Below are 18,040 nucleotides of genomic sequence, written 5' to 3' on the forward strand. Positions count from 1 at the left end.
GGTCAGGCCAGGGCGAGGGTGACGAGGGTCAGATGGTGCATGCCGAGCGCGCCGCGCACCCGGGCGATCTCCCCCAGCGTGTAGAGGCCGGCGTACGGGGCGTCGCCGAGGGCCGCGTGCATCGCTCGCATCTCCGCGTCCAGCCCGCCCTCGATCAGGCCGGCCCGGCGGCCACCGCAGTCGAAGGCGAGCACGCCGAGCGGCGGCAGCGGCTCGAGCTGGGCGACCGCCTCGGCGCAGGACTGGGTGGTCCCGTCCAGCAGGGCCTGCCGGTCGCCCTCCATGAGCCAGACCAGCGCGCCCTGCGGCACGTCGGCGGTGCCCCAGACCGACCGCTCGGCGTCGTCCCCGGCGTGGATCACCCGGATGTCCTCGCCGCTGCGCCGGGAGAGCCCGAGCGGCTGCAGCTGCCGTCCCCGGTCGAAGAACTCCTCGGCCGAGCCGTCGAAGTCGTTGCGCCGCAGCAGCACGTCCAGCGCCGGCTGGTCGTCGAGCTGGTAGATGTGCGGGCCGTGGCTCTTGGTGACCACCATGGGCGGCTCGATACGCCGCCAGCCGTGCGCGACGCCGATGCCGATCGGGCCGTCGGAGCCGAGCCCGAGGCCGATCACCACGCCGCTGAGCACCTCGTCGCCGTAGAACTGAAAGGTCCGCTGGAAGCGCCGATCGTCGGCCGAGAATCCGCCGACCAGCGGAATCGTCGCGCCGAGGGCCGAGTAGGCGCCCCGGACGATCTCGTGCGGGCGTCCGGAAAGGCCCTCGCACAGCAGGATCAGCACCTGGTGCTCGTCGTGCAGGCCGTGCACGGCGTCGGCCGCCGCGGCGCCGGCCGCCCGCGGGTCGGACGGGTTGATCGGCGCCACCTTCACCCGCACGGTGAACCCGTCGCCGCCGAGAGCCGCGACCGATACCCCGCCGTCGGTGACTCCGGCGCTGCCCAGTTCGCCCATCGAGGTGCAGCCGACGATCTCGGCCGCCGGCCCGGCCTCGGCCCGCACGGCGGCCAGCAGGGCCGGCAGATCGTGGCTCGCGGAGGCGAAGACGAGGACCGCCTTGGCCGTACGCCCGCCCACGGCTGCGTGCGCCGCCTCGGCGCCCGCCTGGGCGGAGTCGGGGGCGCCACTCTGGCCCACGCCGAACCAACGGTGCGGGTTGATCTGCATGATCCTCTGATCGGCACGATTTGTCGGTTGCTGAGTGGTTGCTTGTGGGGTGCTGTCGTCCGTCCCCGGCGGGCCTGACAGGCTAGACCCTTGTGAGTGACTCTGACCTTGCGCGGCAGGTCCGCGCCGTGAGCCGGCTGACCGGCGAGTTCGTTCTGCGCTCGGGCCGGACCGCGACCGAGTACTTCGACAAGTACCAGTTCGAGGCCGATCCGGTGCTGCTCGACAAGCTGGCCGAGCAGATGGCCGTGCTGATCCCCGAGGGCACCGAGGTGCTGGCCGGTCTCGAGATGGGCGGCATCGCCGTGGTGACCGCTGTGGCCCGGCACGCCGGCCTGCCGACGGCCTTCGTCCGTAAAGAGGCCAAGAAGTACGGCACGGCCCGGCTGGCCGAGGGCGCCGAGGTGGCCGGCCGCCGGGTGCTGGTGGTCGAGGACGTGGTGACCTCCGGCGGCCAGGTCGTCATCTCGACCAACGAGCTGCGCAAGCTGGGCGCGCACGTCGACCACGCGCTGTGCGTCATCGACCGGCAGGAGGGTGGCACGGAGGCGCTGGCCGCCGACGGCATCACCCTGCGGGCGCTGTTGACCCGCGCCGACCTCGAAGCCGCCGCCTAGAAGACCCGGGCCGCCGGGCTACTTCGAGAGCTCGGCGGCCAGCATCTCGGCGATCTGCACGGTGTTGAGGGCCGCGCCCTTGCGCATGTTGTCGCCGGTGACGAAGAGGTCGAGCGCCCGCGGGTCGTCCATGGCCCGGCGGATGCGGCCGACCCAGGACGGGTCGGTGCCGACCGCGTCGATCGGCATCGGGAACTCGCCCGCCTCCGGGTCGTCGACCAGGATCACCCCGGGCGCGTTGCGCAGCGCCTGGCGGGCGCCCTCGGCGTCGACCTCGGAGCCGAACACGGCGTGCACCGCGATCGAGTGGCCGGTGACCACCGGGACGCGGACGCAGGTGGCCGACACCTTGAGCGCCGGTATCTGCAGGATCTTGCGGGACTCGTTGCGGAGCTTCAGCTCCTCGGACGACCAGCCGAGCGCCTCGAACGCCCCCGACCAGGGCACCACGTTCAGCGCCAGGGGCGCTGTGAACGGACCCAGATCGTCGCCGACGGCCTGGCGCACGTTGCCCGGCCGGGAGCCGAGCAGCCGGTCGCCCGCCACCTTGCTGAGCTGGTCGTGCAGGGTGTCCACGCCGAACTGACCGGCGCCCGAGGCCGCCTGGTAGGAGGCGAGCACGAGCTCGCGCAGGCCGTACTCGCGGTGCAGCGGCGCGATCGCCATGATCATGGCCATCACCGTGCAGTTGGCGTTGGCCACGATGCCGCGCGGGCGGTGCCGCAGCGCCTCGGGGTTGACCTCGGGGACCACGAGCGGCACCTCGGGATCCATCCGGAACGCGGCCGAGTTGTCCACGACTGTCACGCCGCGGGCGGCCACGATCGGCGCCCACTCGCGCGACACGTCGTCGGGCACGTCGAACATCGCGACGTCGACGCCGTCGAACGCCTCGGGTGTGAGCTCGGCGACCGTGAGCTGCTCCCCGCGACAGCCCAGCTGCTTGCCGGCCGACCGCGACGAGGCGATCAGCCGGATCTCACCCCAGACGTTGCGCCGGGAGGAGAGCAGCTCGAGCATGACCGTACCGACGGAGCCGGTGGCTCCGACGACGGCGAGCGTGGGCTGCGCCATGGCAGGCGTTCTTACCGGCCGGTGCCCGCGTAGACCACCGCCTGCTCGCCGCCGCCCAGTTCGAACTGGTCGTGCACGGCGCGGACCGCGGTGTCGAGGTCACTGTCACGGCAGACCACCGAGACCCGGATCTCCGACGTGGAGATCATCTCGATGTTGACGCCGGCCTCGCCGATGCAGGCGAAGAAGGAGGCCGCGACGCCCGGGTGCGAGCGCATGCCGGCGCCGATCAGGGACACCTTGCCCACGTGGTCGTCGAAGAGCAGGCTCTTGAACTTCACCTGCTCCTTGATCTTGTCGAGCGCGGTCATCGCGGTCGGGCCGTCGGCCTTGGGCAGGGTGAACGAGATGTCCGTACGCCCGGTGCCCTCGGTCGACACGTTCTGCACGATCATGTCGATGTTGATCTCGGCGGAGGCCACGGTCTCGAAGATGCGTCCGGCCGCGCCGGGCTCGTCCGGCACCCCGACGATCGTGATCTTGGCTTCGCTTCGCTCGTGTGCGACCCCGGTGATGAGCGCTTGTTCCACGGAAGGGTCCTCCATCGATCCGGTGACCAGGGTGCCGGGCTTGTTGGAATACGAAGAGCGTACGTGGATGGGCACCTTGAAGCGGCGCGCGTACTCCACGCATCGCAACATCAGCACCTTCGCCCCACCGGCGGCCAGCTCGAGCATCTCCTCGTACGTGATCTGCTTGATGTGCTTGGCGTCGGGGACGATGCGCGGATCGGCGGTGAAGACGCCGTCCACGTCGGTGTAGATCTCACACACGTCGGCGTGCAGGGCGGCGGCCAGCGCCACCGCCGTGGTGTCGGAGCCACCGCGGCCGAGCGTGGTGATGTCCTTGGTGTCCTGCGAGACGCCCTGGAAGCCGGCCACGATCGCGATCGCGCCCTCGTCGAGCGCGCTGCGCAGGCGGCCGGGCGTCACGTCGATGATCCGGGCCTTGCCATGGGTCGAGGTGGTCAGCACGCCGGCCTGCGAGCCCGTGTACGACCTGGCCTCGTACCCCAAGTTGTGGATGGCCATCGCCAGCAGCGCCATCGAGATGCGCTCGCCCGAGGTGAGCAGCATGTCGAGCTCGCGGCCGGGCGGCAGCGGGCTCACCTGGTTGGCGAGGTCCATGAGCTCGTCGGTGGTGTCACCCATCGCGGAGACCACGACGACGACGTCGTCACCGGCCTTGCGGGCGGCGACGATCCGCTCGGCGACCCGCTTGATCCGCTCGGCGGTCGCGACGGACGAGCCCCCGTATTTCTGCACCACCAGTGCCACGGCGATCCAATCCTTGGCGTCGAACAATCGCCACCACACTAGCCGTGACCGCCTCGGACGCCGACAGGCGATCCCAGAATCCGGCGCGCCGCGACCCGGGACACGCACGACACGCCGACGTGCGGACCGAGCGATACGGCCGTTGGAGGCGAGAATGTCTCGGTGCGCCCTCGCTTGATGCCTCTGTCCGCCGCCGTCCTCCTCGCGACGGCCGTCGGCGCGTGCGGCGACGCCGCGGGCGGCACCACCACGCCCAGCCCGTCGGCCTCGGCGCCGCCCCCGGCCACGGGCACGCAGGACGCCCGGGTGGCGCTCGCCGGCCGGGCCGCCGCGGCCCTGGACAAGGCGTACGCGGCGCTCTACACGCTGGACCAGGGCGGCGGGAAGGTCCGCAACGTGGTCGCCACGGTCGGCGCCGACGGCACGTGGAAGGTGGACGTCGGCGGCGGGGCGCTGGGCGGCACGGCCGACGTGTCGCTCGTCTCGATCTCCACCGGCGTCTATCAGTGCAGCATCTCCTCGGCGACCAACCCGATCACCCCGACCTGCGTCAAGCTCGCCGACGCCGGCAAGCGCGTGCCCAAGGATTACGACCTCGAGGTCCAGCGGCTCTTCCGGCAGTGGCTGACCGTCTTCACCGACCGGGAGGCGGCGATCGCGGTGACCGAGGTGCAGCCGCTGTCCGGCGCCAAGGGCGACTGCTTCTCGGTCGACTCGACCGCCGCGTCGCTGGCCGACCCGGTCGACGTCGGCATCTACTGCTACTCGGCCGAGGGCGTGCTGACCGCGGCCCGGGTCGGCTTCGGCGTCCTCAAGATGGTCAGCGAGTCGACCGGGCCGGCCACTGTGCAGCTGCCGGGGGCCGTGGTGGCCGGGCCGCCGATGGGCCAGGACGCACCGCCGCCGCCGCCGGCCCAGCCTTCCGTCGCGCCGTCGGCCTGACTTCCCACGATCCGGGCGTCTTGCTGGCCACGCTGTTATCGAGCGCGTAACGTCGCAACCGACATGTGGCAGGCGTTCCTTCTTCTTAGCTGCCGCGACGAGGCCCCATCCCAGGCCGGCACCTCGTCGCGGAGCTGACGCGCGCCGCCTTCCTCGCCTCGCCCTCTCTTAGGAGCAGTTCCACATGTCCAGTCCCTTCGCGTCGCAGCGCGCCAGCACCATGCCGTTCGAGCGCTACGTGCCGTACGAGAAGCAATTCGCCGTTGACCTGAAAGATCGGCAATGGCCGGCCAAGCACGTCGAGGCCGCGCCGCGCTGGTGCGCCGTCGATCTGCGCGACGGCAACCAGGCCCTGATCGACCCGATGTCGCCCGAGCGCAAGCGGCGCATGTTCATGCTGCTGGTCCAGATGGGCTACAAGGAGATCGAGGTCGGCTTCCCGGCCGCCAGCCAGACCGACTACGACTTCGTCCGCCAGCTCATCGAGCAGGACCTGATCCCCGACGACGTCACCATCCAGGTGCTGGTGCAGTGCCGGGAGCACCTGATCGACCGCACGTTCGAGTCGATCCGCGGCGCCAAGCGCGCGATCGTCCACTTCTACAACTCGACGTCCACACTCCAGCGCCGGGTCGTCTTCGGCCTGGACAAGGACGGCATCACCGACATCGCCACCACCGGCGCGCGGCTGTGCCAGAAGTACGCCGAGATCCACACCCCGGACACCGAGATCTTCTACGAGTACTCGCCGGAGTCCTACACGGGCACCGAGCTGGAGTACGCGCTGGAGATCTGCTCGGCCGTGATCGACGTGATCGACCCCACGCCGGACCGCCCGCTGATCATCAACCTGCCGGCCACCGTCGAGATGGCCACCCCGAACGTGTACGCCGACTCGATCGAGTGGATGCACCGCAACCTGCCCCGGCGCGAGTCGGTGGTGCTGTCGCTGCACCCGCACAACGACCGCGGCACCGCTGTCGCCGCGGCCGAGCTGGGCCTGCTGGCCGGCGCCGACCGCATCGAGGGCTGCCTGTTCGGCAACGGCGAGCGCACCGGCAACGTCGACCTGGTCACGCTGGGCCTCAACCTGTTCTCGCAGGGCATCGACCCGATGATCAACTTCTCGGACATCGACGAGATCAAGCGGGCCGTCGAGTACTGCAACCAGCTGCCCGTGCACGAGCGCCACCCGTACGTCGGCGACCTGGTCTACACCGCCTTCTCGGGCTCGCACCAGGACGCGATCAAGAAGGGCTTCGCGGCCCTGCAGGCCGACGCCGACGCGGCCGGTGTCGACATCGACAAGTTCACCTGGGGCGTGCCCTACCTGCCGGTCGACCCGAAAGATCTGGGCCGCAGCTACGAGGCGGTCATCCGGGTCAACTCGCAGTCCGGCAAGGGCGGCGTGGCGTACATCATGAAGGAAGAGCACAAGCTCGACATGCCGCGGCGGCTGCAGATCGAGTTCTCCGGCGTCGTGCAGCACCACACCGACGCCGAGGGCGGCGAGGTCAGCGCCCAGGAGATGTGGGACATCTTCGCCACCGAGTACCTGGTCGAGCACCAGCTCGGCTCCGCCTTCAAGGTCGTCGACTTCGGCACGTCGACGGTGGACGGCAAGGTCGAGGTCGACGTCGAGGTCTTCCACCGCGGTCAGCGGCGGCCGCTGGTCGGCGTCGGCAACGGCCCGATCGACGCCTTCGTGCAGGCGATCGAGCCGCTGGGCATCAAGGCCCGGGTGCTCGACTACCAGGAGCACGCGCTGACCTCCGGCGGCGACGCCCAGGCCGCGGCGTACGTCGAGGTCGAGGTGGGCGACCGCACACTGTGGGGGGTCGGCATCGACGAGAACATCGTCAGCGCCTCGATCAAGGCAGTGAACAGCGCGATCAACCGCGCTCGATAGGTTTTCCGCGGCGCCTACTCCCATCGGCTGATCTTGCTGAGCGGAGCGGGCGCCGCGCTCCTACGCTGGTGCACGTGTCCCCTCGCATTCCGCTGGCTCTCGCCGCTGCCCTGCTCGCTCTGACCGCCTGCGAGCCCGTCTCCGTCCCGCCCTCGTCCGATTCCGGGCCCACGGGGTCGACGTCCAAGCCGAGTTCCGCCAAGGACGCCTCGGCCCAGCTCAGCAAGCTGACCGTGGCCAAGGCCGGTTCGATGGCCGGTTACAAGCGGGAGGAGTTCCCGCACTGGCGTGACACCGGCTCCAACTGCGACGTGCGCGACTCGGTCCTGAAGCGGGACGGCAAGAACGTCAAGTTCTCCGGTTGCAACGTCGTCGCCGGCACCTGGACCAGCTTCTACGACGGCCAGGTCCTGAACTCGCCGACCAAGGTCGACATCGACCACATGGTGCCGCTGGCCAACGCCTGGCGCTCGGGCGCCTCGAAGTGGACGACCGCCAAGCGCGGCGACTTCGCCAACGACCTGGACGACCCGCAGCTGATCGCGGTCTCGGCCAGCTCGAACCGGTCCAAGGGCGACCAGGACCCGTCGACCTGGAAACCGTCGCAAACCAGCAGTTGGTGCGAATACGCGAAAGACTGGATCGCCGTGAAGTCCAAGTGGAAACTCACGGTCACCGACAAGGAGAAGTCCGCGCTCGACGACATGTTGAGGAAGTGCTGATGACCGAGCCCCAGCCCGCTGCCGCCGCACCGACCACCGACATCGTGGCCGGTCCCGGAGGGGTGATGACCGACGAGGTCGGCGTCGTGACCGGCGACCTGACGCTGCGCACCGAGCTCACCGGAACCGACGCCGTGGTCCGGGTCCAGTACAAGGACGCCGGCGAGTGGTACACGGTCACGGGCGCCAAGGCGTCCCTCAAGGACCCGGCGGACGCCGAGGCGATCCACAATGTCGTATCGGGCATCCTGAACCGGCCGGAAGGTTGATCTTCGTGGGCGGTACGGGCCAGCAGAACGGATCCGTACCGTCCTATGCTCCTCGGAACCGCGTCTTCCCCCTCCGAGGTGCACATGCGTCGTTCCCCCTGGCCGGCCCGGATCGTCATTCCCGTGGCCGCCACCCTCTCCGCCGGCGCCGTGGCCGCGCCGGCCCAAGCCGCCACGATCGGCACCGTCTCCGTCGAGCGGTCGACAGTCGTGGCCTACGTGGCCGATCGCGGCACCGCCCGGCACAACGTCGGCATCACCCGCTCCGGCCGCACGATCACGGTCGACGACTCCGTACCGGTCAAGGCCGGGAAGGGCTGCGTGGCGGTCAAGGGTGACCGCACCAGGGCCCGCTGCACCCTGAAAGCCAACCCGACCTGGCTCCGCGTGGTCCTCGGTGGCTACAACGACATCCTGGTCAACCGGACCGACGTGTCGATGACCGCGAACGGCGGGGCCGGCAACGACCGGATCACCGGCGGTTCCCGGCGCGACATCATCGACGGCAACGCCGGGTCGGACGCGATCTGGGGCCTGGCCGGCAACGACGACATCAGCGACCCGGACGGCGCCAACGCCCTGTCCGGTGGTGACGGCGACGACGTCGTCGTCGGCGGCTGGGGCAACGACCGGCTGTACGGCGGCAACGGCCACGACGAGCTCAACGGCTTCCTCGGCAACGACGTGGAGGACGGCGGCCCCGGCAACGACCACTTCTCCCAGAACGACAACCCGAACCGCGCCGACGCGGACACCTTCGTGGGCGGCGCCGGCTTCGACACGGTCTCGTACGTCTTCCGCACCAAGCCGGTGACCGCCGACGCCGACTCCGTCCGCGGTGACGACGGCGTGCCGGGCGAGCGCGACACGATCAGCACGACGGTCGAGGCCATCATGGGCGGCTACGGCAACGACCGCCTGATCGGGACGCCGCGGGCCGACTACCTGTACGGCGAGGGCGGCCACGACGTCCTCACCGGCGCCGCCGGCAACGATCTCCTGATCGGTGGCACGGGCCGCGACTCCGTCAACGGCGGGGCCGGCACCGACCAGTGCGAGCGGGCCAGTGGTGACACCGTCGTGGCTTGCGAGGCGTCATGAGGCGTCTCGCCGCGACCGTCATCGGCGGCGCCGCCGTGGCCGCGTCCGTGATGGTCGCGCCGCCGGCTGACGCGGCGGTCAAGGGCAAGGTGTACGTGGTCGGCAAGTCGATCGTGGCGCTGGTCGACACCTCGAGCCGGGCCCACAACGTGTCGATCACCCGCTCCGGGCGCACGATCGTGGTCGACGACGTCGTCGGGATCACGGCCGGCGCCGGCTGCGCCAAGGTCGACGGCACGAAGGTCCGCTGCGCGCTCAAGGTCAACCCGTCTCGCATCCGGGTCCAGTTCGGCCCGAAGAACGACACCCTGGTCAACCGGACCGACGTCGCCATCACGGTGCGGGGTGGCGCCGGCGCCGACCGGATCACCGGCGGTTCCCGGGCCGACCTCCTGGAGGGCGATGCCGGAAACGACGCGATCTGGGGCCTGGGCGGCAACGACACCGTCGAGGGCCGGGCGGGCAACGACACCGTCTCCGGTGGCGACGGCAACGACAGCGTGCGGGCCGACGAGGGCAACGACACGTTGTACGGGGGCAACGGCCACGACGTCATGGACGACGGGTTCGGCACCGACCGGGTGTACGGCGGCAACGGCAATGACATGCTCTACGCCGACCGTGGGAACGACACCTACGACGCCGGACCGGGCGACGATCAGATCCGGCAGGAGGACGAGTCCGGAGCGCCGGACGCGGACAACTTCATCGGCGGAACGGGCCACGACTACGTGAGCTACGAGATGCTGAGCAAGCCGATCGTCGCCGACGCCGACGGCGTACGCGGCGACGACGGCCGGGCCGGCGAACACGACACGATCAGCACCTCGGTCGAGGGCATCCTCGGCGGATACGGCAACGACCGGCTGACCGGCACGGCCCGGCGGGACTGGCTCGACGGCGGGCCGGGCAATGACGTGATCGGGGGCGGCGCGGGCGACGACATCCTCAGCGGCGGTCCGGGACGTGACTACGTCAGCGGCGCCACCGGCAACGACCTGCTCCACGGCGACGAATGGCTCGACATGTACCCGGTCGCCGCCGACACCCTGCTCGGCGGGCCGGGCCGCGACACCGTCGACTACAGCTCCTACACCCGGCCGCTCACCATCGACCTGGACGGTGCCGCCGGCGACGACGGCCAGGCCGGGGAACGCGACACCGTCGGAGCCGACGTCGAGGACGTGGTCGGTGGCGCCGGAAGCGACCGGATCACCGGCAACGCGGCCGCCAACACCATCGACGCCGGCGGCGGCAACAACGTCGTACGCGGTGGGGCCGGCAACGACGTCATCAGCGCCTTCGACGGCCTGAACTACATCGGCGGGGACGCCGGCGACGACCAGATCACCACGTACGACCTCGACCGGGACGACCACGTGGACGCGGGCACCGGAACGGGTGACCGCTGTACCGCCGATCTCGGCGACGCCATCAGCAAATGCGAGACGGTCGACCGCTACTAGAACAACAAGAAAGGGCCGCTCCCTCGACGGGAGCGGCCCTTCCTGCGTACGGCTGAATCAGGCGGGAGTCGCCGCCGGACGGCGACCCGCGACGGTCTCGTCCTCGACCACCGGGAAGTGGCAGGCGGTGAGGTGGCTGGCCGGGTCGTCGAGCCGCGTGACCAGCGGCGGCTCCTCCGTGGCGCAGATGTCCTGCGCCTTCCAGCAGCGGGTCCGGAACCGGCAACCCGACGGCGGGTTGATCGGGCTCGGCACGTCGCCGGTGAGCAGCACGCGGTCGCGCTGCGCCCGGTCACGCCGGACCGGGTCGGGCACCGGCACGGCCGACATCAGGGCGACGGTGTACGGGTGGCGCGGGTTCTTGTAGAGATCGTCCCGCTCCGCCACCTCGACGACCTTGCCCAGGTACATCACCGCGACGCGGTCCGAGATGTGGCGCACCACCGACAGGTCGTGCGCGATGAAGACGTACGTCAGGTCGAATTCGCGCTGAAGGTCGTCCAGCAGGTTGACGACCTGGGCCTGGATCGACACGTCGAGGGCCGAGACCGGCTCGTCCGCGATGATCAGCTTGGGCCGCAGGGCGAGCGCCCGGGCGATGCCGATGCGCTGGCGCTGACCGCCGGAGAACTCGTGCGGGTACCGGTTGTAGTGCTCCGGGTTGAGGCCGACGAGCTCCAGCAGCTCCTGCACGGCCTTCTTGAGGCCCTGCGGGGTCGGGATGTCCTGGATCTGCAGCGGCGCCGAGACGATCGCGCCGACCGTGTGCCGCGGGTTCAGCGACGAGTACGGGTCCTGGAAGATCATCTGGACGTCGCGGCGCAGCGGGCGCAGCTGGGTGACCGACTTGTGGCTGATGTCCTCACCCTCGAAGGTGATCGTGCCACTGGTCGGTTCCAGGATGCGGGTGAAGAGCCGGCCGGTGGTCGACTTGCCGCAGCCGGACTCGCCGACCAGGCCCAGCGTCTCGCCGGGCTTGACCCCGATGTCGATGCCGTCAACCGCTCGTACGGCACCGACCTGACGCTTGAACAGGCCCTTCGTGATCGGGAAGTGCTTCTCCAGCCCCTTCACCTCGAGCAGGTTCTCGCTCATCTAAATCACTCCATGCTCAGAGGTTGGGTAGCACTTCCTGCTGGAAGATCTTTGTACGATCCTCCGCCGGCAGGTGACAGGCGACCTTGTGGATGTCGCCGCGCAGCTCCGGCACCTCGGTGAAGGACCGGTTGCCGTTGCGTCCGGCGTACGGGCAGCGCGGGTTGAAGGCGCAGCCGTCGGGCAGGTTGATCAGGCTGGGCGGTGAGCCCTTGACCGGGTTGAGCCGGTCGCGCACCTCACGGTCGAGGCGCGGCATCGAGCCGAGCAGACCCCAGGTGTACGGGTGCTGGGGCTGCTGGAAGACGTCGACCGCCGGGCCCTTCTCGATCACCTTGCCGCCGTACATCACGAGGACCTCGTCGGCGAGCTCGGCCACCACGCCGAGGTCGTGGGTGATCATGATGACCGCGGAGCCGAACTCCTCCTGCAGGTCGCGGATCAGGTCGAGGATCTGCGCCTGCACGGTCACGTCGAGCGCGGTCGTCGGCTCGTCCGCGATCAGCAGCGCCGGGTCGTTGACCAGCGCCATCGCGATCATCGCGCGCTGGCGCATACCACCGGAGAACTGGTGCGCGTAGTCGTTGAAGCGGCGTTCCGGCTGCGGGATGCCGACCCGGGCGAGCATGTCGATCGCCCGCTCCCGGGCGACCTTCTTGTTCACGCCGGGGTGATGCACCCGGTACGCCTCGACGATCTGCGACCCGACCGTGAAGTACGGGTGCATCGCGCTCAGCGGGTCCTGGAAAATCATCGCCATCTTGCCGCCGCGCAGCTTGCGGACCTGCTCATCGGTGGCGGAGACGAGTTCCTGGTCGTCGAGCCAGATCTCGCCGGAGACCTTGGCGTTGCTGCGGGTGCGGTGCAGGCCGAGGACCGCCAGCGAGGTCACGCTCTTGCCGGAGCCGGACTCGCCCACGATGCCGAGGGTCTGTCCCTTCTCCAGGCTGAACGACGAGCCGGTGACGGCCTGGACGATGCCGTCATCGGTCTCGAAGCGGACGTTGAGGTCCTTGATCTCGAGGAACGGACGGGCGTTGGTGGCGCCGATGGACACGTGACTCTCCCTCAGGCCAGCCGGACGCGCGGGTCGATCCAGCCGTAGACCAGGTCCACGATCAGGTTCGCGAAGACGATGAAGAACGCGGCGATCAACGTTACACCGAGAATGATCGGCAGGTCGTTCTGCCGGATCGCGGTCAGGGCCTGGTAGCCGAGGCCGCGGAGGTTGAAGACCGTCTCGGTGAGGACGGCGCCGCCGAGCAGCGCGCCGAGGTCCAGGCCGAAGACGGTGACGATCGGGGTCAGACCCGACCGCAGGGCGTGCTTGCCGATGACGACCCGCTCGGTCAAACCCTTGGCCCGGGCGGTACGCACGTAGTCCTCACCGAGGGTTTCGAGCATGTTGGCCCGGGTGAGTCGTGCGTACGTCGCCGCGAACAGGAAGGCGAGCGTGATCCACGGCAGCAGCAGGTTGGTGAACCAGTCGGCCGGACTTTCGGTGAACGGCACGTACTGGCCCTGCGGTAGCCATTGCAGCCAGTACACGAAGATCGCCGAGGAGAGCAGACCGGTGAAGTAGACCGGTAGTGAGACGCCCGCCAATGCGGTGGTCATCGCCGCGCGGTCGATGAACGAGCCTCTTCGGAGCGCGGAGATCACACCGAAGGAGATGCCGATGATGAGCCACAGGATCGCGGCGCCCAGGGCCAGCGACAGGGTGACCGGAAGGTCCTCCAGCAGCAGCGGAGTGACTTCCTGGTCGGTCGCGAACGAGTAGCCCAGGCAGGGCGCCGGGCAGTGGGTGACGTCCGGGCCGCTGGCGTAGTCCCGGCCGGCCACGATGCCCTTGAGGAACTTGCCGTACTGCACGACGATCGGATCGTCGAAGCCCATCTTCTGCCGGATGCCCTCGATCGCGGCCGGGTCCGACTGCTTACCGATATAGAGCAGCGCCGGATCACTACCGGTGGCCTTAGGAATCGCAAAGAAGATCGCGAAGGTCACCGCGGTCACCACGAGCAGCGTGACGATCGCGTTGAACAAGCGACGAACGATGTATGCCAGCACGACATTCGGCCGAGGGACGGGCGGGCACCGGAGTCCTCGCGGAAACCGATACCCGCCCGCCGGGGGCGGCCTTCACCAACCCTTCGAATTACCCGTTGTTACTTGGGGTGGAGCAACGTTACTTGCCGTCGCTGGTGCCGAGGGCCTGGAAGTCGAGCATGCCGAAGGCCTCGTGAACGTAGGCGTTGGTCAGCCGCGGGTTGCGGTAGTTCAGCGCCTTGTCGACCACGAAGGGCAGCACGTACGCACCCTCCATGATCTTCTGGTTGATCTGGGTGTAGATGGCCGCGGCCTTCTCGGGGTCGGTCTCGGCGGCGGCGTCGTCGAACAGCTTGTCGATCGCCGGGTCCTTGATCTCGGCCCGGTTGAAGTTGCCGTTCTTCGTGATGAACCGGCTGTCGGCCAGCGGCTGCATGTAGCCGGCGCCCGTCGGGTAGTCCGCGCCCCAACCGGTGATGATGATGCCGTAACCGCGCTTCTTCACGATCTCCGGCGAACCACCGATGGCCGAGTCCTGCGCACCGTCGTACTGGTCGATCTTGGCAGTGATGCCGACCGCCTTGAGCGAGGCCTGCAGGGCCTCAGCCGTCTTGACCTCGGCGTCCCGGTTGTTACGGGCGGCGATGGTCACGTTGAAGCCGTTCGGCTGACCACAGGCGGCGAGGGCCTCCTTGGCCTTGTCGACCTGCGGCTTGCCCTGCTTGCGGTTGTACGGGTCGTAGTTCGCGTCCGAGCCGGCGATGTTCGGCGGCAGGACGCTGGTGCCGATGTCGCCACCGGCGAACTCGCCACCGCGAGCGGCCTGGAGCGACGTCGGGTCGGCCGCGTAGATGACGGCCTTGCGGCAGTCGGGGTTGTTCAGCGGCGCGACCGGGGTCATGTCGGCGAAGCGCAGGAAGCCGGTGTTCGGGGCGTCCGCGTTCTTCTTCAGGTTGGCGTCGGTCAGCAGCTTGGTACGAGCCGCCGCCTGCACACCCGTCTGGCCGACGTCGAGGTCAGCCGTGCCCGAGAGCAGACGGTTGTCCAGGTCGTTGGCGTTGGTGGTGATGGTCAGGTTGATCGCGTCCGGCAGAGCCTTGCGGATCGGGTCGGTCGCCTGGTCCCAGTTGGGGTTGCGGACCCAGGAGACGCTCTTGCCCGGCTGGATCTCCTTGAACATGTACGGACCCGAGGCCGCCGGCTTCGAGCCGTACTGCGCGCCGGTGTCCCGCTTCTGCGGCACCGGGCCGGAGCCCGGCATGGCCAGCAGGTAGAGGAAGTCCGAGTACGGCTTGGCCAGCTTGAAGATGATCGTGCTGTCGTCCGGCGTGGTGACCGACTTCAGACCCAGCTTGTTGGGGTCGGTGTCCTTGTACGGGCCGGGGTACTTCTGGCCCTGGTCGAGGACGTTCGGCAGGTAGTACGGGCCACCGTTGATCACGTCGGTCGCCCAGACGCGCTCGATGCCGTACTTGACGTCCTTCGACGTGATCGGGGCGCCGTCGTCCCACTTCAGGCCGCTGCGCAGCTTGAAGGTGTAGGTCAGCTTGTCGGCGCTGATCTGCGGCTCGGCCTCGGCCAGGTCGGGCTGGAGCTTCAGGCCGTCCTTGCCCGGCTTGCCGGAGTAGTCCACCAGCTTGCGGGTGTAGAGGCGGTTGAGGTTCCAGACGAACGCGTAGTAGCCACGCGCCGGGTCCCAGCTGTCGGCGTCCTGCGACGTCCACAGGTTCAGCGTGCCGCCCTTTTTGTCGCTGGCGTTGACCACACTGGTAGCGGCCGCGTTGAACTCCGACTTGCCGCTCGAGGTGCTGCTGCTATTGCTGTCCGAGCCGCCACCGCACGCGGCGGTGGTCAGCCCGAGCGCGAGGGCGACGCCTGACGCCGCCAGCGCCCTTGTCTTGCGTGCCACCTGATCTCCTACCTTCTCGAAAGCGAACCCGGCCGGTCCGCGGTGGTACTTCGTCCGGAAGACTCAGCGAGCCTTCGGGTCGAGTGCGTCGCGCAGGCCGTCACCGAAGAGGTTGAAGGCGAGCACGGTGATGAAGATGACGCCACCCGGGATGATCATGTACATGGGGTCGATCGAGTAGAAGTTCACCGCGTCCGACAACATGCCACCCCACGACGGGTTCGGCGGAGGGATGCCGACGCCGAGGAAGCTCAACGCGGCCTCGGTCAGGATGTTGGTCGGAATGATCAGCGTCGTGTAGACGAGGATCGGCGCGGCCAGGTTGGGCAGCAGCTCACGGAAGAGGATGCGGCCGGACCGGGCGCCCATGCTGCGGGACGCTTCCACGAACTCGCGTTCGCGCAGGGACAGCGTCTGGCCGCGGACGATACGGCCGATGTACGGCCAGCCGAAGAAGCCGATGACTCCGACGAGAACGAACACCCGCGACCAGCGGTCGCCGAGCCCCAGGAACTCGTCCGGCAGGACGGAGAGCAGGGCGATCGCGAACAGCAGCTGCGGGAAGGCCAGCAGGAAGTCCATGATCCGGCTGATCACCGAGTCGACCCAGCCACCGAGGAAGCCGGCCATCAGGCCGAAGACCGTGCCGAGGATGGTCGAGACGAAAGCCGAGAGGAACGCGACCGACAGGGTGGTCTGCGCGCCGTACACGATGCGGCTGAAGATGTCCCGGCCCGACTGCGGCTCGACGCCGAGCAGGTAGTCCCAGCTGATGCCGCCGAGCCGGCCGAGCGGCGTGCTCAGGGTCGGGTCGAGCACCTCGGTGTTGCGCTCGTCGTACGGGTGACCGAACCACTTGATCAGCAGTGGGGCCAGAATCGCGACGAAGATCAGGAGGATGACGACGCACGCGCCGGCGATCGCCACCTTGTCCTTCTTCAGGCGCCGCCAGGCGATCTGCTTCAGCGATCGTCCAGCGATCGCTTTCTCGCCAGGGCGGTCGGCCGCGTCGGCGGTAGGCGGGGTCGTCTCGTCGGTGACCGACGCCTCTGGGCCAAGCGACATCTAAGCGCCGGTCCTTCCCCGGCGGCCGGACGTGCATGAGTCCACGGCCACCCGGCACAGGATCCGGCGAGGACCCGTGAGACCGGAGGACGATGGCCCACGCAGCGAACGGCAACCGATCGGTTATCGCATGCCTCGAGTGCCTACCCTCGTCGCCTGGGTCAGATCAGACTCCGGCCACGAAGGCACTCGACGGCGGGTGTGCCGCCATCGGATAGGAACACTCACCTAATGCGGTGCTTCAGGTCAAGTTCACTGACTGCACACGAACAGTTCCGTGTCCCCGTCGTGATGTGACCGTGACCTGCGGCGCCGACCAATCGGAAACTACCGTGTAGAAGGGCAGTAAGGAGCGAATCCGGGCCAAAATGCTATCGCCCCGTGACCATACGATCACGGTATGTACCGTCACACCGTTCTGCGGCCCTCAAAAGCGCGACCCAGAGTAATCTCGTCCGCATACTCCAGGTCACCACCAACTGGCAGACCACTTGCCAGTCGTGTGACAGTGATCCCCATCGGCTTGACCATCAGTGCCAGATAAGTCGCCGTGGCCTCACCCTCGGTGTTCGGGTCTGTGGCGAGAATCAACTCCTTGACCTCGCCCGTACCCAGCCGCATGAGCAGTTCACGGATGCGCAGGTTGTCCGGCCCGATGCCCTCGAGCGGGTTGATGGCCCCGCCGAGCACGTGGTAGCGCCCGCGGAACTCGCCGGTCCGCTCGATGGCCACGACGTCTTTGGGTTCCTCGACGACGCAGAGGACCTCGTTGGTCCGGCGAGGGTCCCGGCAGACCCGGCACTGCTCGGCCTCGGCCACGTTGAAGCAGGTCGTGCAGAACCGCACCAGCTCCTTCACCTTGCGCAGCGCGGTGGAGAGCCGGTTGACGTCGGCCGGGTCGGCGGAGAGGACGTGGAAGGCGATCCGCTGGGCGCTTTTCGGGCCCACGCCCGGCAGCCGCCCCAGCTCGTCGATCAGGTCCTGGATGGCACCCTCGTACACGCGATCAGAACCCCGGAAGGCTCAGGCCGCCGGTGGCCGGGCCCATCTTTTCCTCGGTGAGCTCCCGCTGCGCCTCGGCGGCGTTGTGGATGGCCGCGAGGATCAGGTCCTCCAGCGTCTCCACGTCCTCCGGGTCGACCGCCTTGGGGTCGATCTTGACCGACTTGTACTCGCCCAGACCCGTGACGACCACAGAGACCAGCCCACCGCCGGCCGTGCCGGTCAGCTCGGCCGCGGCCAGCTCGGCCTGCGCCTTGGCGACCTGCTCCTGCATCTTCTGCGCCTGCTTCATGATCTGCTGCATGTTCGGCTGTCCACCGGGGCGCATCGCACCGCTCCTCAAAGTCCCGTCGCACTACATGTCAAAGCCCGACACCCGT

General features: G+C 68.9%; 17 protein-coding genes. 7 read left to right on the plus strand and 10 right to left on the minus strand.

Features of this window, described 5'->3' with window-relative positions; genetic code table 11:
• Positions 1 to 2 precede the first annotated feature (2 nt).
• Positions 3 to 1,163, minus strand: coding sequence for an FIST N-terminal domain-containing protein (locus tag AB0C26_RS15980; RefSeq protein WP_360247345.1), 1,161 nt, complete (start codon positions 1,161 to 1,163; stop codon positions 3 to 5).
• A 92-nt stretch (positions 1,164 to 1,255) separates the two neighbouring features.
• On the opposite strand from AB0C26_RS15980, the gene pyrE reads away from it, so the two are divergent.
• Entirely contained in the window at positions 1,256 to 1,780 is a 525-nt protein-coding gene (gene pyrE, locus AB0C26_RS15985; protein WP_360247347.1) for an orotate phosphoribosyltransferase, read from the plus strand.
• An 18-nt stretch (positions 1,781 to 1,798) separates the two neighbouring features.
• Here the strand turns inward: pyrE and AB0C26_RS15990 are convergent, their stop codons facing one another.
• A complete protein-coding gene (locus AB0C26_RS15990; protein ID WP_360247349.1) occupies positions 1,799 to 2,854 on the minus strand; it encodes an aspartate-semialdehyde dehydrogenase in 1,056 nt (351 codons plus the stop codon).
• Between the two features lie 11 nt (positions 2,855 to 2,865).
• Complete coding sequence (locus AB0C26_RS15995) at positions 2,866 to 4,131, minus strand: aspartate kinase (protein WP_360248265.1); 1,266 nt, start codon at positions 4,129 to 4,131, stop codon at positions 2,866 to 2,868.
• A gap of 177 nt (positions 4,132 to 4,308) precedes the next feature.
• Here AB0C26_RS15995 and AB0C26_RS16000 point away from each other — a divergent pair, with 177 nt between their 5' ends.
• From AB0C26_RS16000 to AB0C26_RS16025, 6 genes are all read left to right on the plus strand, one after another.
• Positions 4,309 to 5,073 (plus strand): hypothetical protein, encoded by a 765-nt coding sequence (locus AB0C26_RS16000; RefSeq protein ID WP_360247351.1) that lies wholly within the window; start codon positions 4,309 to 4,311, stop codon positions 5,071 to 5,073.
• A 184-nt stretch (positions 5,074 to 5,257) separates the two neighbouring features.
• Positions 5,258 to 6,982 (plus strand): 2-isopropylmalate synthase, encoded by a 1,725-nt coding sequence (gene leuA, locus AB0C26_RS16005; protein ID WP_360247353.1) that lies wholly within the window; start codon positions 5,258 to 5,260, stop codon positions 6,980 to 6,982.
• Positions 6,983 to 7,056: 74 nt separating this feature from the next.
• Entirely contained in the window at positions 7,057 to 7,704 is a 648-nt protein-coding gene (locus AB0C26_RS16010; RefSeq protein ID WP_360247355.1) for an HNH endonuclease family protein, read from the plus strand.
• On the plus strand, positions 7,704 to 7,973 hold the full coding sequence (locus AB0C26_RS16015; protein ID WP_360247357.1) for a hypothetical protein: 270 nt from the start codon (positions 7,704 to 7,706) through the stop codon (positions 7,971 to 7,973). The genes AB0C26_RS16010 and AB0C26_RS16015 overlap by 1 nt, the downstream gene beginning before the upstream one ends.
• Positions 7,974 to 8,057: 84 nt before the next feature.
• Positions 8,058 to 9,074, plus strand: a complete 1,017-nt coding sequence (locus AB0C26_RS16020) for a calcium-binding protein (RefSeq protein ID WP_360247359.1) — start codon at positions 8,058 to 8,060, stop codon at positions 9,072 to 9,074.
• Positions 9,071 to 10,540, plus strand: a complete 1,470-nt coding sequence (locus AB0C26_RS16025) for a calcium-binding protein (RefSeq protein WP_360247361.1) — start codon at positions 9,071 to 9,073, stop codon at positions 10,538 to 10,540. The genes AB0C26_RS16020 and AB0C26_RS16025 overlap by 4 nt, the downstream gene beginning before the upstream one ends.
• 57 nt (positions 10,541 to 10,597) lie before the next feature.
• On the opposite strand, the gene AB0C26_RS16030 is transcribed toward AB0C26_RS16025, so the two are convergent.
• From AB0C26_RS16030 to AB0C26_RS16060, 7 genes are all read right to left on the minus strand, one after another.
• Entirely contained in the window at positions 10,598 to 11,635 is a 1,038-nt protein-coding gene (locus tag AB0C26_RS16030) for a dipeptide ABC transporter ATP-binding protein (RefSeq protein ID WP_360247363.1), read from the minus strand.
• Positions 11,636 to 11,651: 16 nt separating this feature from the next.
• A complete protein-coding gene (locus AB0C26_RS16035; RefSeq protein ID WP_360247365.1) occupies positions 11,652 to 12,692 on the minus strand; it encodes an ABC transporter ATP-binding protein in 1,041 nt (346 codons plus the stop codon).
• 11 nt (positions 12,693 to 12,703) lie between these two features.
• The gene (locus AB0C26_RS16040; RefSeq protein ID WP_360247367.1) at positions 12,704 to 13,705 is read right to left on the minus strand and encodes an ABC transporter permease; all 1,002 of its coding nucleotides are present in this window, start codon (positions 13,703 to 13,705) and stop codon (positions 12,704 to 12,706) included.
• 118 nt (positions 13,706 to 13,823) lie between these two features.
• Complete coding sequence (locus AB0C26_RS16045) at positions 13,824 to 15,593, minus strand: ABC transporter substrate-binding protein (protein WP_360247369.1); 1,770 nt, start codon at positions 15,591 to 15,593, stop codon at positions 13,824 to 13,826.
• A gap of 63 nt (positions 15,594 to 15,656) precedes the next feature.
• Positions 15,657 to 16,658, minus strand: a complete 1,002-nt coding sequence (locus AB0C26_RS16050; protein WP_360247371.1) for an ABC transporter permease — start codon at positions 16,656 to 16,658, stop codon at positions 15,657 to 15,659.
• A 408-nt stretch (positions 16,659 to 17,066) separates the two neighbouring features.
• The gene (gene recR / locus AB0C26_RS16055) at positions 17,067 to 17,660 is read right to left on the minus strand and encodes a recombination mediator RecR (RefSeq protein WP_097317503.1); all 594 of its coding nucleotides are present in this window, start codon (positions 17,658 to 17,660) and stop codon (positions 17,067 to 17,069) included.
• 4 nt (positions 17,661 to 17,664) lie between these two features.
• On the minus strand, positions 17,665 to 17,964 hold the full coding sequence (locus tag AB0C26_RS16060; RefSeq protein WP_360248267.1) for a YbaB/EbfC family nucleoid-associated protein: 300 nt from the start codon (positions 17,962 to 17,964) through the stop codon (positions 17,665 to 17,667).
• Positions 17,965 to 18,040: the final 76 nt, after the last annotated feature.

The sequence above is a fragment of the Actinoplanes sp. NPDC048796 genome (assembly GCF_040650035.1).
GTDB lineage: Bacteria > Actinomycetota > Actinomycetes > Mycobacteriales > Micromonosporaceae > Actinoplanes.

Bases quoted from the DNA above. Each gene is read 5' to 3' on its own strand.
- AB0C26_RS15980 (WP_360247345.1), bottom strand. From the start codon at position 1,163: ATGCAGATCAACCCGCACCGTTGGTTCGGCGTGGGCCAGAGTGGCGCC.
- AB0C26_RS16050 (WP_360247371.1), bottom strand. From the start codon at position 16,658: ATGTCGCTTGGCCCAGAGGCGTCGGTCACCGACGAGACGACCCCGCCT.
- AB0C26_RS16020 (WP_360247359.1), top strand. From the start codon at position 8,058: ATGCGTCGTTCCCCCTGGCCGGCCCGGATCGTCATTCCCGTGGCCGCC.
- AB0C26_RS16030 (WP_360247363.1), bottom strand. From the start codon at position 11,635: ATGAGCGAGAACCTGCTCGAGGTGAAGGGGCTGGAGAAGCACTTCCCG.
- AB0C26_RS16060 (WP_360248267.1), bottom strand. From the start codon at position 17,964: ATGCAGCAGATCATGAAGCAGGCGCAGAAGATGCAGGAGCAGGTCGCC.
- AB0C26_RS16025 (WP_360247361.1), top strand. From the start codon at position 9,071: ATGAGGCGTCTCGCCGCGACCGTCATCGGCGGCGCCGCCGTGGCCGCG.
- AB0C26_RS16015 (WP_360247357.1), top strand. From the start codon at position 7,704: ATGACCGAGCCCCAGCCCGCTGCCGCCGCACCGACCACCGACATCGTG.
- AB0C26_RS15990 (WP_360247349.1), bottom strand. From the start codon at position 2,854: ATGGCGCAGCCCACGCTCGCCGTCGTCGGAGCCACCGGCTCCGTCGGT.
- AB0C26_RS16000 (WP_360247351.1), top strand. From the start codon at position 4,309: ATGCCTCTGTCCGCCGCCGTCCTCCTCGCGACGGCCGTCGGCGCGTGC.
- leuA (WP_360247353.1), top strand. From the start codon at position 5,258: ATGTCCAGTCCCTTCGCGTCGCAGCGCGCCAGCACCATGCCGTTCGAG.